This is a genomic window from Pseudomonas sp. NBRC 111132, assembly GCF_001320565.1.
GTDB lineage: Bacteria > Pseudomonadota > Gammaproteobacteria > Pseudomonadales > Pseudomonadaceae > Aquipseudomonas > Aquipseudomonas putida_P.
The window spans coordinates 24,993-38,236 of record NZ_BCBI01000061.1; the positions used below are offsets into that span (position 1 = coordinate 24,993).

Genomic DNA, 13,244 nt, shown 5'->3' on the forward strand with positions numbered 1-13,244 from the left:
CTTGTAGCTATATGCACCACAGATTGCGTGATATGGCCACGGAGGGTTTGCCGGTATGATAGGCGCCCCTGCCGTCCGGATTGTGAAATACGCCATGACCTTGCAGTACCCAACCATCGCCGATTGCGTCGGCAATACGCCCCTGGTTCGCCTGCAGCGCATTGCTGGTGAAACCAGCAACACCCTCCTGCTCAAGCTCGAAGGTAACAATCCTGCCGGCTCGGTGAAGGATCGCCCGGCGCTGTCGATGATCACCCGCGCTGAACTGCGTGGGCAGATCAAGCCTGGCGACACCCTGATCGAAGCCACATCCGGTAACACCGGCATCGCCCTGGCGATGGCGGCGGCGATCAAGGGCTACAAGATGATCCTGATCATGCCCGACAACTCCACTGCCGAGCGCAAGGCCGCCATGACCGCCTATGGCGCCGAGCTGATCCTGGTGACCAAGGAGGAGGGCATGGAAGGCGCCCGCGACCTGGCCGAGAAGCTGCAGGCCGAAGGTCGTGGCCTGGTGCTCGATCAGTTCGCCAACGGCGACAACCCAATTGCCCACTACAACAGCACCGGGCCCGAGATCTGGCAGCAGACCCAGGGCAGCATTACCCATTTCGTCAGCTCCATGGGCACCACCGGCACCATCATGGGCTGCTCGCAGTACCTCAAGGAGCAAAACCCGGCGGTGCAGATCATCGGCCTGCAACCGATGGAAGGCTCGGCCATTCCAGGTATCCGCCGCTGGCCCGAGGAGTACCTGCCAAAGATCTTCGACGCCACCCGCGTCGACCGTGTGGTCGACATGTCGCAGCAGGAAGCCGAAGACACCACCCGTCGCCTTGCCCGTGAAGAGGGCATTTTCTGCGGTGTGTCCTCCGGTGGTGCGGTCGCTGCCATGCTGCGCCTGTCCCGCGAAGTGGAAAATGCCGTGATGGTCGCGATCATCTGCGACCGTGGCGACCGTTACCTGTCCACCGGCCTGTTTGACCCGAGCTAAATGTCCAAGAAAAAAACCAACAGTGGCCTGCGCTTCCAGCCGACCGGCGGCAACCGCAGCGCCCAGATTCCCGTAGGCAAGAAACAACGCCTGGACATCGAGCGCCTGGCCGGTGACGGCCGTGGCATCGCGTTCCACGACGGGCGCACTTGGTTCGTCAGTGGCGCCCTGGCCGGCGAGGCCGTGGAGGCGCGCGTGCTCAATGCCCGTGGCAAAGTGGTCGAGGCCCGCCTCGAGCGTTTGCTGCAGGCAAGCCCCGAGCGCCGTGAGGCGCCGTGCCGCTACTACGACCGCTGTGGTGGCTGCAACCTGCAGCATCTGCCGCACCAAGCGCAGCTGGCGCTCAAGCAGCGCACCCTGGCTGAGCAACTGCAGCGGGTAGCCGGCGTGCAGCCCGAGGAATGGGCCGCCCCCTTGAGCGGGCCGGAATTCGGCTACCGGCGCCGGGCTCGCGTGGCCGTACGCTGGGACATCAAGGCGCGTCAACTGGAGGTAGGCTTCCGTGCCGAAGCCAGCCAGGACATCATTGCCATCGATGATTGCGCTGTGCTGGTACAGCCCTTGCAGTCGATTCTGCGTCACTTGCCGACGGTGCTGCGCTCGTTGAACAAACCGCAGGCGCTAGGCCATGTGGAGCTATTCAGCGGCACTGCCGAGGCGGTGCTGGTGCGCCACGTGGCGCCGCTACCGGCCGAGGACCTGGCCAGGCTGCAGGCGTTCTGCGAGCAGGCCAATGCCCAGCTGTGGTTGCAAGGCGAAGGTGAGCCGGCACCCGTGGACCCGGCCGCGCAACTGGGCTTTGCCCTGGCGCCCTGGCAGCTGGAACTGGCCTGGCGCCCTGGCGACTTCGTGCAAGTGAATGCCCAGGTCAACACGGCCATGATCGAGCAGGCCTTGGCCTGGCTCGCACCACAGGCCGACGAGCGCGTGCTGGACCTGTTCTGTGGCCTGGGCAACTTCGCCCTGCCGCTGGCCCGCCAGGCGCGCGAGGTGGTGGCAGTAGAAGGTGTGCAGGCCATGGTCGATCGGGCAGCAGCCAATGCCCGGAACAACAATGTGCATAACGCACGGTTTTTTCAGGCCGATTTATCGCAGCCTTTGGCAGGCACCGGATGGGCCGCCGAGGGCTTTTCTGCGGTACTCTTGGATCCACCGCGCGACGGTGCTTTCGAGGTGGTGCAAGGCATCGCCCGCCTCAAGGCCAGCAGGCTGGTCTATGTATCGTGCAACCCGGCCACGCTGGCGCGAGACGCCCAGGTGCTGGTCGGTCAGGGGTACCGGTTAAAAAGGGCCGGGATTCTCGACATGTTTCCTCAGACGGCGCATGTCGAGGCCATGGCGTTATTCGAAGCGGGCTAGCTGACTGGCCCCTTGGTGCGGTTGCCATGGAATGGCGGCCGCACGGTGATCGCCAGCGCACCCGCGTGGTGCGCTGTATGGAAAGGTATAACAAAGATGGTACAGGTGAGAGTGCACCAGCCGGTCAACACTGACGGCAGTATCAATCTCGAAGCATGGTTGGACCATGTGGTAAGCGTCGATTCGGCACTGGATCGCGCAGCGCTGAAAGAAGCCTGCGAGTTTGCTCATGAAGTAGAGAAAAAGGGCAACCCGGCCAAGCATTCCTGGGCGGACGGTACGTCGAGCTTCCAGGCGGGCCTGGAAATCGCCGAAATTCTCGCCGATCTCAAGCTCGACCAGGATTCCCTGGTGGCAGCGGTCATCTACCGCTCGGTGCGCGAGGGCAAAGTTACCCTGGCCGAAGTCAGCCAGCGTTTTGGCCCGGTCGTGTCCAAGCTGATCGACGGCGTGCTGCGCATGGCCGCCATCAGTGCCAGCCTCAGCCCACGCCAGTCGCTGGTACTGGGCTCGCAGGCGCAGGTCGAGAACCTGCGCAAGATGCTCGTGGCCATGGTCGACGACGTGCGGGTGGCATTGATCAAGCTGGCCGAACGCACCTGCGCAATCCGTGCGGTCAAGGCCGCCGACGACGAAAAACGCCTGCGCGTCGCGCGTGAGGTGTTCGACATCTATGCACCGCTTGCGCACCGCCTGGGTATCGGCCACATCAAGTGGGAGCTGGAAGACCTGTCCTTCCGCTACCTCGAACCCGACCAGTACAAGCAGATCGCCAAGCTGTTGCACGAGCGCCGGTTGGACCGCGAGCGCTTCATCAGCGACGTGATGAACCAACTGCAGAACGAGCTGCTGGCCACCGGTGTGAACGCCGACATCAGCGGCCGGGCGAAACATATCTATTCGATCTGGCGCAAGATGCAGCGCAAAGGCCTGGAATTCAGCCAGATCTACGACGTGCGTGCAGTACGCGTGCTGGTGCCGGAAATTCGCGACTGCTACACCGCGTTGGGTATCGTGCATACCTTGTGGCGGCACATTCCCAAGGAGTTCGACGACTACATCGCCAACCCCAAGGAGAACGGCTACCGCTCGCTGCACACAGCGGTAATCGGCCCCGAGGGCAAGGTGCTGGAGGTGCAGATCCGTACCCACGGCATGCACGAAGAAGCCGAGCTTGGGGTGTGCGCCCACTGGCGCTACAAGGGCACCGACGTCAAGCCCAGCTCCAACCACTATGAAGAGAAGATCTCCTGGCTGCGTCAGGTGCTGGAATGGCATGAAGAGCTGGGCGACATCGGTGGCCTGGCCGAGCAGTTGCGGGTCGACATCGAGCCCGACCGGGTCTATGTGTTCACCCCCGACGGCCACGCCATCGATCTCCCCAAGGGCGCCACGCCACTGGACTTCGCCTACCGCGTGCATACCGAGATCGGCCACAACTGCCGGGGCGCGAAGATCAACGGCCGTATCGTGCCGCTGAACTACAGCCTGCAAACCGGCGAGCAGGTGGAGATCATCACCAGCAAGCATGGCAACCCCAGCCGTGACTGGTTGAACTCCAACCTGGGCTACGTCACCACCTCGCGAGCGCGGGCCAAGATCGTCCACTGGTTCAAGCTGCAGGCGCGCGACCAGAACGTCGCTGCCGGCAAGACCTTGCTCGAGCGCGAGCTCAGCCGCCTGGGCCTGCCGCAAGTGGACTTCGAACGCCTGGCCGAGAAGACCAACGTCAAGACCGCCGAGGACATGTTCGCCTCGCTCGGTGCTGGCGACCTGCGCCTGGCGCACCTGGTCAATGCCGCCCAGCAGTTGCTGGAGCCCGAGCGCATCGAGCAGATCGAGCTGGTGCCGCGCAAGCCAACCGGGCCTCGTACCGGCAAGCGTGGCGACATCCAGATCCAGGGTGTCGGCAACCTGCTGACGCAGATGGCTGGTTGCTGCCAGCCGCTGCCGGGCGATGCCATCGTCGGCTACATCACCCAGGGCCGTGGCGTGAGCATTCACCGCCAGGACTGCGCCTCGGTGCTGCAACTGGCAGGCAAGGAGCCGGAGCGCATGATCCAGGTGAGCTGGGGGCCGATCCCGGTGCAGACCTACCCGGTCGACATCGTCATCCGTGCCTACGACCGCCCGGGCCTGCTGCGCGACGTGTCGCAGGTGCTGTTGAACGAAAAGATCAACGTATTGGCGGTGAACACCCGCTCGAACAAGGAAGACAACACCGCGCTGATGTCGCTGACCATCGAGATTCCAGGCCTGGACGCGCTGGGTCGCCTGCTGGGGCGGATCTCGCAGCTGCCGAACATCATCGAGACGCGGCGTAATCGTACCCCTTGAGACTGCGTCGCCTGCTTCGCGGGTTCGCCCGCGAAGAAGCCACCGCCGAAGGACCTGTTTACATGACCTACACCCTCGAAGACCTGCTGCACCTCATGGCCCGTCTGCGCGACCCGCAGTACGGCTGCCCATGGGACCTGAAGCAGAACTACGCGAGTATTGTCCCGCACACCATCGAAGAAGCCTACGAGGTCGCTGACACCATCGAGCGAGGCGATTTCGAGCACCTGCAAGGTGAGCTGGGCGACTTGCTGTTCCAGGTGGTCTATTACAGCCAGCTGGCCCGGGAGGAGGGGCGTTTTGAGTTCGAGGGCGTGGTCGACAGCATCACCCGCAAGCTCATCCGCCGCCACCCGCATGTATTCCCCACTGGCGAGCTGTACGCGCCGGTGGATACCCCCAGCTTGAGCGAGGCCCAGGTCAAGTCGCGTTGGGAAGAAATCAAGGCCGAAGAGCGCGCGGAAAAAGCCCAGCCCGAACAGCTGTCGCTGCTCGACGACGTGCCGGCAGCCTTGCCGGCGCTGTCGCGGGCAGCCAAACTGCAAAAACGCGCGGCCACGGTCGGTTTCGATTGGCCGGCGGCATTGCCGGTGCTGGACAAAGTCCGTGAAGAGCTGGATGAGGTGCTGCAGGCCATGGCTGATGGCGATGCCGATGCCCTGGAAGATGAAGTGGGTGACTTGCTGTTCGCCGCGGTCAACCTGGCTCGCCACCTCAAGCACGACCCGGAAAACGCCCTGCGCCGCGCCAATCGCAAGTTCGAGCGACGCTTCCGTTTTATCGAACAGGCATTGCGCGACAGTGGCCGCCCCATTGAAGATTGTAACCTTGACGAGCTGGACGCCCTTTGGGGTGAGGCCAAACGTCAGGAAAAGAACCTGCCCAGCTGCGGCTGAGCTGTTGCATAAGTGAGTGAACATTCATGAGCCTTTCCCTTCGCGACCAATTGCTCAAAGCCGGTCTGGTCAACCAGAAACAGGTCTCGCAGACCAACAAAGCTGAAAAGAAACAGAAGCGCATGGAGCACAAAGGCCAGGTCGAAGTCGACGACAGCCAGCAGCGCATAGCCAAGGAAGCCATGGCCGAAAAGGTCAAGCGCGACCAGGAGCTGAATCGCCAGCAGCAGGAAAAGGCCGAGCAGAAGGCCCGTGCCGCGCAGGTCAAGCAACTGATCGAAGCCACCCGCCTGCCCAAGCTGAACACTGAGGACTACTACAACTTCGTCGACGACAAGAAGGTCAAGCGTATTGCGGTCAACGCCTTGATGCGAACCAAGCTGAGCAACGGCGCGCTTGCCGTGGTCGCCCATGCCGGCGGTTACGAGATCATTCCTCGTGAGGCGGCGGTGAAAATCCAGGAGCGCGACCCAAGCCGTATCCTGTTGCTCAATACCCATGTCGAGGAAGCGGACGAAGATGACCCGTACGCGGCCTACAAGATCCCTGATGATCTGATGTGGTAAAAACGAAAAACCCCGCCTTGGCGGGGTTTTCCATTTGAAGACTGGGTCATTGCGTGGTGCGCTGGTTTTCCAGGTCTTCCAGCTCTACACGGTATTGGTGTGCTTCATGCTCATTATGGAACATGCCCACCAGCTGGCCTTGTTGGTGCACATCCCAGATCCGCACGCCAGCGGCCAGGCCTTCGTGGGACATTTTCGATTCGTCGCGTTCGGTTACTTGGACAGTCATCGGTAAACTCCACTTCTTCAGATGGCTGCGACAGTGTGTCGCACACCCTCTTTATAGAGTTTGTTAGCAGGCTAAGTAAATAAAACGGGCATGAAACAAGTTTCATGAAAGCCAGAGCGCTCCCACAAGGGTTGCTTTCGGCCGGGCATGAAAAAGCCCCGCACTGGGCGGGGCTTCGGGTACAGCAGGCGGCGCTGGCTCAGTTACCCTTCACCGACTTGCCATCCACCGTGCCATCTTGCAGCACGATCACATATTCCTTGCCATCGGTTTCTACCTGGCGCAGTTGCACCAGCAGGTAGTCCCAGTTCTTGGCGAACCACAGCTCGGTGATGCGCTTGCTCTGGCTTGGATCACGCACACGCTCGACCTTGACCGCATCGACCTGGCCGGTCTTGGTTGTGACCTTTTCGGTGCCCAGCACGCGGAAGTCGTAGGTGTCGATCTCGTCACCGTCAACCACCTGGTAAGTCATGCTCTTCTTGCCGGCGGCCACGTCATGCTGCAGGGCCAGCTGGTAGGACGACTTGTCCAGCACGCCGCGGTTCAGCGGCAGGCTCACGGCATCGCCACGGTCGCTGCCGGTGACCTTCTTGGCGCTCCAGTCGAAGTTCAGGTCGACCTTCTTGGCCTTGCCCAGGCCGCCGCGCTCGAAGTGATACTTCTGCGGCAGTAGGGTGTCGTTTTCCAGGCGCAGGGTGCTTTGCTCGGTCAGGCTGGCGATCATCATGGAGGCCTTGAAATTAAGGTCCCAGGTACCGTTGGCATTTTTGACCAGGCTGCGCTCGGCGGTACCGCTCATGGGCAGCTGCTTCCAGTCGGCGGTGTAGCTGGCCGAGAAGGGCTTCAGATCAGCTGCCTGGAGGGGCAGGGCGAGCACGGCGAGAGCCAAGAGCAGGGCGCGACGCATAAATTCTCCTAGGATCGAATCAAGTGACCGCTGGCCGCCAGTGGCTGGCCGTCCAGTAATGCGCCCTGTTCGCCAAGACGCAAGCGCCCTTCAGCGAACCAGCGCACCGCCAGCGGGTAGATCAGGTGTTCCTGACGGTGTACCCGTTGGGCCAGGCTTTCGACGGTGTCGTCAGACGCCACCGGTACCACAGCCTGTACGACCAGTGGGCCGCCATCGAGTTCCTCAGTCACGAAGTGTACGCTGCAGCCATGCTCGGCGTCGCCTGCTTCCAGCGCCCGGCGGTGGGTATGCAGGCCCTTGTACTTGGGCAGCAACGACGGGTGGATGTTGAGCAGGCGGCCCTGATAGTGGCGCACGAAGCCGCCGCTGAGGATGCGCATGAAGCCGGCCAGCACCACCAGGTCCGGGGCAAAGCCGTCGATGCGCGCCATCAAGGCAGCATCGAAAGCTTCACGGCCGTCGAACTGGGTGTGGTCAAGCACGGCACCTTCGATGCCCGCTGCCGTGGCGCGTTGCAGGCCGTAGGCATCGGCGCGGTTGGAAACCACCGCACGGATGCGCACCGGGCTGTCCTGGCCTTGGCAGCTGTCGATCAGGGCTTGCAGGTTGCTGCCGGAGCCCGACAGCAGTACCACTACATTGCAGGTCTTGCTCGGCATCAGTGTGCCTTGAGGTTCTGCAGCTCGACCTGGGCGGCGCCTTCGGCGGCTTCGGCGATGTGGCCGATCACCCATGGCTGTTCACCGGCGGCGCGCAGTTCGTTCAGGGCCGCTTCGACCTGGTCCTGGGCGACGCAGATGACCATGCCCACGCCGCAGTTCAGCACACGGTGCATTTCGTGCTCGTCGACGTTGCCTTTTTCCTGCAGGAAGTCGAATACCGCAGGGCGCTGCCAGCTGGCCACGTCAACCACGGCCTGGGCGTTTTTCGGCAGCACGCGCGGGATGTTGTCCAACAGGCCGCCACCGGTGATGTGGGCCATGGCCTTGACTGCGCCAGTGTTCTTGATCAGTTGCAGCAGCGGCTTGACGTAGATGCGGGTCGGCGCCATCAGCAGGTCGGTCAGCGGCTTGCCGTCCAGCTGGGTGTTTTCGATGTCGGTAGCCGACACTTCGAGGATCTTGCGGATCAGCGAGTAGCCGTTGGAGTGCGGGCCCGAGGACGGCAGAGCGATCAGCGCGTCGCCAGTGGCAACTTTGGAGCCATCGATGATTTCGGCCTTTTCCACCACGCCGACGCAGAAACCGGCCAGGTCGTAGTCTTCGCCTTCGTACATGCCAGGCATTTCGGCGGTTTCACCACCGACCAGCGAGCAGCCGGCCAGTTCGCAACCGGCGCCAATGCCGGTGACCACGGTGGCAGCCACGTCAACGTTCAGCTTGCCAGTGGCGTAGTAGTCCAGGAAGAACAGCGGCTCGGCGCCGCATACCACCAGGTCGTTGACGCACATGGCGACCAGGTCCTGGCCGATGCTGTCGTGCTTGTTCAGGTTCAATGCCAGGCGCAGCTTGGTGCCGACGCCGTCGGTGCCGGAGACCAGCACCGGCTGCTTGTAGCCAGCCGGGATCTCGCAAAGGGCGCCGAAGCCACCCAGGCCACCCATGACTTCAGGGCGTGCGGTGCGTTTTGCCACGCCCTTGATGCGTTCGACCAGTGCTTCGCCGGCGTCGATGTCTACACCGGCGTCCTTGTAGCTCAGGGAGGGTTGCTTGCTCATTGATCCAGGCCTTTAGGAGGGAGGGATTCTTAAAAACGACCATGACGGCCAAGGCCGGCGGGTAAGCGGCGGCTGCCTGAAACGTCAGTGGTCTGTGAAGGCGCGCGATTTTATCAGGGTTGCCGGGCAGCGGCCATCCTCAGGCCGACGGGCAGGGCGGTAAATTGTTGAAAAAGGGCCGAGGGTGGTTGATGCGGTTGCATGTGTATAAGCTGCAAGTAGCGAGCTTCATGCTCGACTGGACAGGAATCCTCCATGCGTTTGTTCAATATTCTGGCAGCCGGTTGCCTGGCGCTGATCTCGGCCACAGCCGTGGCTGAAAATGTCTCAGGCCTTTATCAGGTACGCGAGCCGGTGACCGGGCAGGGTGCCGAAGCCCGTACAGCAGCCACCGTCAACGCCCTCGACACGCTGGTGCTACGCCTGACCGGCGATCCAAAGGCCGTACAAAGCCCGGCATTGGCCGAGCTGCGTAAGGACCCACAGCAAATCATCAATCAAGTGGGCAGCGAAGCCGGCCCGCCCGAGTCGGTGGTGGTCGAGTTCGACCCCGGCAGCACCGAGCGTGCTTTGCGCAAGGCTGGCCTGGCCCTGTGGGGCAGTAACCGGCCCTCGATCCTGGGGTGGTGGCTGAACGACAGCGTCGAAGGCAGCAACCTGGTCGGTGATGGCCAGGCGACTGCCCAGCCCCTGCGTCGCGCCGCCCAGCACCGTGGCCTGCCGCTGCGCTTGCCGCTGGGCGACCTGCAGGAGCAACTGGTCGCCAACGCCAAGCAGATCGAAGGCAGCGATCCGGCGCCGCTGCGCGAAGCCTCAGAACGCTATGGCGCCGATGCATTGCTGGCGGTACATGCCCAGGAGGCCGACGGCAAGTGGCAGGCTAAGTGGCGGCTGTGGCTGGGCGACCAGCGTGAGCAGGGGAGTGCCGAGGGCGCGGACCAGGCAGCTCTTGCCGATGCGGTGATGCTGGCGGTAAGCAGCCGCCTGGCGCCGCGCTACGTCACCCGGCCGGGCGCCAGCAGCCAAATGCAAGTGCAAGTGCAGGGCATGAACCTGCAGCGCTACGCCGAGCTGGCCCGTGTACTGGAACCGTATGGCCCTCGTTTGCAAATGGCCGAAGGCACTACCCTGACCTACGGGGTGACTGGCAATCGTGAGCAGCTGCGCGCCCAGCTTGGCCTGGCCAAGCTGCAGGAAATGCCGGCAGAGCAGGCGCCGGTAGTGCCTGCTACGCCAGCGCCAGCCGCCGATGCCGTCGCCGGGCAGCCCGCGCCCGCGCAGCCTGCGCCCAAGCCGTTCGACGGCCTGCGTTTTCGCTGGTAAGGGGAGCACACCGTGACCGACATGCGTCGCTGGATCTGGCTGGGTGCCGCCCTGCTTATCGCTGTGCTGCTTTATAGCCTGCACAATATTCTTACCCCGTTCCTGGTCGGCATTCTGCTGGCCTACCTGGCCGACCCTCTGGTCGATCGCCTCGAACGCCTGGGCCTGTCGCGCACTTGGGGCGTGGTGGTGGTGTTCGGCCTGTTCACCCTGGTGCTGCTGGCCTTGCTGCTGGTGCTGGTGCCGATGCTTGCCAAGCAGTTGGTGCGTCTGTACGAGTTGGCGCCGCAGATGCTCGACTGGCTCGAACAGGTGGCGCTGCCTTGGGCGCAGAGCCGTCTGGGCCTGGCCGATGGCTTCTGGAAGTTCGACAAGATCAAGGCCGCCATCGGTGCGCACATGGGCCAGACCACCGATATCGTTGGCATGTTGTTGTCCCACGCGACCGCTTCGAGCCTGGCGTTGATGGCCTGGCTGGCCAATATGGTGCTGATCCCGGTAGTGGGCTTCTATCTGCTGCGCGATTGGGACCTGATGATGGGCAAGCTGCGCGGCCTGCTGCCGCGCCAGCGTGAGCCGCAAGTGATGGGCCTGGCGGGCGAGTGTCATGAAGTGCTGGGGGCATTCGTGCGCGGGCAACTGATGGTAATGCTGGCCCTGGGCATCATCTATTCGGCCGGGCTTATGCTGGTGGGGCTCGAACTGGGCCTACTGATCGGCATGCTCGCCGGCCTTGCTGCCATCGTGCCGTACATGGGCTTCATCATTGGCATTGGTGCCGCGCTGGTGGCTGGCCTGTTCCAGTTCGGCGGCGACCTGTACCCGATGCTGGGCATCGTTGCGGTGTTCATGGTCGGGCAGGCGCTGGAGGGCATGGTGCTGACCCCGCTACTGGTGGGGGACCGCATTGGCCTGCACCCGGTAGCCGTTATCTTCGCCATCCTGGCCGGTGGTGAGCTGTTCGGCTTTACCGGGGTGCTGCTGGCCTTGCCGGTGGCGGCGGTGATCATGGTGTTGCTGCGGCATATGCATGACCTGTACAAGGAGTCGGACATGTACGCGGGAGATATCGATCCTGACTTGTAACGGTGGGGCTGCCGTGCTGCCCGCCCGGTACATGGCAGCCTCTGCAACGGTTGAAAGTAGTGCAACTTGTTGATTTTGCTTGCGCTATCTGCAGCCGAGATTGTGCGCCCCGCGTTGCAGGTATAGACTTTGCACATTGTTCACCAAAGGCCCCCTGCGGTCCTGTAGACCGCCCGCGAGCATGAAACCACCGATCCAGTTGCCCCTGGGTGTGCGCCTGCGCGATGACGCCACCTTCATCAACTACTATCCGGGCGCCAATGCTGCGGCATTGGGTTACGTCGAGCGGCTATGCGAAGCCGACGCCGGCTGGACCGAGAGCCTTATCTACCTGTGGGGCAAGCAGGGTGTTGGCCGTTCCCACCTGTTGCAGGCCGCCACCCATCGCTTCCAGCAACGGGGCGAACCCGCTGTCTACCTGCCACTGGCGCAACTGCTCGATCGTGGCGTAGGTTTGCTCGACTACCTGGCCCAATACGAACTGGTGTGCATCGACGATCTGCACGTGATCGCCGGCAAGGCTGACTGGGAAGAAGCCATGTTCCACCTGTTCAACCGCCTGCGCGACAGTGGCCGGCGCTTGCTGCTGGCTGCCTCGGCATCACCGCGTGAACTGCCGGTGAAGCTGCCGGACCTGAAGTCGCGGCTGACCCTGGCCCTGGTATTCCAGATGCGTGGCCTGTCCGACGAAGACAAGCTGCGGGCCCTGCAACTGCGTGCTTCGCGCCGTGGTCTGCACCTCACCGACGAAGTCGGTCACTTCATCCTCACCCGCGGTGCGCGCAGCATGAGTGCGCTGTTCGACCTGCTCGAACGCCTCGACCAGGCTTCGCTGCAGGCGCAACGCAAGCTCACCATCCCATTCCTGAAAGAAACCCTGGGCTGGTAACCCCTTGAAAACGCTGGGCCAGAGCGGCAAAACAAAAAAGTCACATCTTTTTCGATAAAATTTGCAAATGGCCATGATAGAGGGCATAGTTTCACCCTTCTAAAGGATTACAGACACGGTCGTGCCCATGCTGAAGCGCTTCGCACCCCTCGTGCCACTCGCACTCGTGACCCTGCTTTTTGGCTGCGCGGCCCAAGGCCCAGCGTCTCATTCAGAGCCTCAGGATCACACCCCGATCGCCGCACAATCGGCAATCAAGGCCAAAGCCTCGTCCTCGTCGGTATTCGGCGAGCCGGAAGAGCTGGCCACTGAAGATGACCTGGAGTCGTTCTCCAGCAGCAAGCCTTACCAGCTGCCGGTGCTGGCTGACAGCATTCTCGAGCGCGGCATGTCGCTGATCGGCACCCGCTACCGCTTCGGTGGTACCTCGGAAAAGTCCGGCTTCGACTGCAGTGGCTTCATCGGCTACCTGTTCCGCGAAGAGGCGGGCATGACCCTGCCGCGCTCCACGCGTGAAATGATCAATGTCGATGCCCCGAAAGTGGCCCGCAACAAGCTCAAGCCAGGTGACCTGCTGTTCTTCAGCACCAATGGCCGCGGTCGCGTAAGCCATGCTGGCATCTACTTGGGTGACAACCAGTTCATCCACTCCAGCAGCCGCCGCAGCGGCGGTGTGCGCATCGACAGCCTCGGTGACCGCTACTGGAGCAAGACCTTCATCGAAGCCAAGCGAGCCTTGGCCATGGCGCCGACCAACATCGCGCGCAACTGATGGCAAAATGATGTACCCTGCCGCGGCGGCGATGCTTTGAAAAAAGCTCGCCGCCGTGCGCATTTACAGAAAGCGTCTAATCTAAATTCTCAACTCTTTTCGGCTGCGGCGCAGCGGTCTCAGACAGGATGTTCTGGCCATGGTAAAGATGGCGCGCTTCGCA

General features: G+C 62.7%; 13 protein-coding genes. 9 read left to right on the top strand and 4 right to left on the bottom strand.

Annotated elements, in window-relative coordinates; translation table 11 throughout:
- Positions 1-94: 94 nt before the first annotated feature.
- The 5 genes from cysM (at position 95) to APH35_RS23405 (ending at position 6,152) form a co-directional block, all read left to right on the top strand.
- Entirely contained in the window at positions 95-994 is a 900-nt protein-coding gene (cysM, locus tag APH35_RS23385; RefSeq protein WP_024717686.1) for a cysteine synthase CysM, read from the top strand.
- A complete protein-coding gene (rlmD, locus tag APH35_RS23390; RefSeq protein ID WP_060515608.1) occupies positions 995-2,353 on the top strand; it encodes a 23S rRNA (uracil(1939)-C(5))-methyltransferase RlmD in 1,359 nt (452 codons plus the stop codon).
- 96 nt (positions 2,354-2,449) lie between these two features.
- On the top strand, positions 2,450-4,690 hold the full coding sequence (relA, locus tag APH35_RS23395; protein ID WP_012270940.1) for a GTP diphosphokinase: 2,241 nt from the start codon (positions 2,450-2,452) through the stop codon (positions 4,688-4,690).
- A gap of 62 nt (positions 4,691-4,752) precedes the next feature.
- On the top strand, positions 4,753-5,586 hold the full coding sequence (gene mazG, locus APH35_RS23400; RefSeq protein WP_060494268.1) for a nucleoside triphosphate pyrophosphohydrolase: 834 nt from the start codon (positions 4,753-4,755) through the stop codon (positions 5,584-5,586).
- Positions 5,587-5,612: 26 nt separating this feature from the next.
- Positions 5,613-6,152: a DUF2058 domain-containing protein gene (locus APH35_RS23405; protein WP_012270942.1), complete on the top strand. Its 540-nt coding sequence runs from the start codon at positions 5,613-5,615 to the stop codon at positions 6,150-6,152.
- Between the two features lie 46 nt (positions 6,153-6,198).
- Here APH35_RS23405 and APH35_RS23410 read toward each other — a convergent pair whose 3' ends face one another.
- The 4 genes from APH35_RS23410 to purM form a co-directional block, all read right to left on the bottom strand.
- On the bottom strand, positions 6,199-6,381 hold the full coding sequence (locus APH35_RS23410) for a hypothetical protein (RefSeq protein WP_012270943.1): 183 nt from the start codon (positions 6,379-6,381) through the stop codon (positions 6,199-6,201).
- 199 nt (positions 6,382-6,580) lie between these two features.
- On the bottom strand, positions 6,581-7,291 hold the full coding sequence (locus APH35_RS23415) for a DUF3108 domain-containing protein (RefSeq protein ID WP_012270944.1): 711 nt from the start codon (positions 7,289-7,291) through the stop codon (positions 6,581-6,583).
- Between the two features lie 8 nt (positions 7,292-7,299).
- A complete protein-coding gene (purN, locus tag APH35_RS23420; RefSeq protein WP_012270945.1) occupies positions 7,300-7,953 on the bottom strand; it encodes a phosphoribosylglycinamide formyltransferase in 654 nt (217 codons plus the stop codon).
- Positions 7,953-9,011, bottom strand: a complete 1,059-nt coding sequence (gene purM / locus APH35_RS23425; protein WP_003252437.1) for a phosphoribosylformylglycinamidine cyclo-ligase — start codon at positions 9,009-9,011, stop codon at positions 7,953-7,955. Before purM ends, purN begins: the two co-directional genes overlap by 1 nt.
- A gap of 255 nt (positions 9,012-9,266) precedes the next feature.
- Between purM and APH35_RS23430 the strand changes: the two genes are divergently transcribed.
- From APH35_RS23430 to APH35_RS23445, 4 genes are all read left to right on the top strand, one after another.
- Positions 9,267-10,334, top strand: coding sequence for a DUF2066 domain-containing protein (locus APH35_RS23430; protein WP_060515609.1), 1,068 nt, complete (start codon positions 9,267-9,269; stop codon positions 10,332-10,334).
- A gap of 12 nt (positions 10,335-10,346) precedes the next feature.
- Positions 10,347-11,420 (top strand): AI-2E family transporter, encoded by a 1,074-nt coding sequence (locus APH35_RS23435; RefSeq protein ID WP_012270947.1) that lies wholly within the window; start codon positions 10,347-10,349, stop codon positions 11,418-11,420.
- A 181-nt stretch (positions 11,421-11,601) separates the two neighbouring features.
- Complete coding sequence (gene hda, locus APH35_RS23440) at positions 11,602-12,309, top strand: DnaA regulatory inactivator Hda (protein WP_012270948.1); 708 nt, start codon at positions 11,602-11,604, stop codon at positions 12,307-12,309.
- Between the two features lie 127 nt (positions 12,310-12,436).
- Entirely contained in the window at positions 12,437-13,081 is a 645-nt protein-coding gene (locus APH35_RS23445; protein WP_012270949.1) for a C40 family peptidase, read from the top strand.
- Positions 13,082-13,244: the final 163 nt, after the last annotated feature.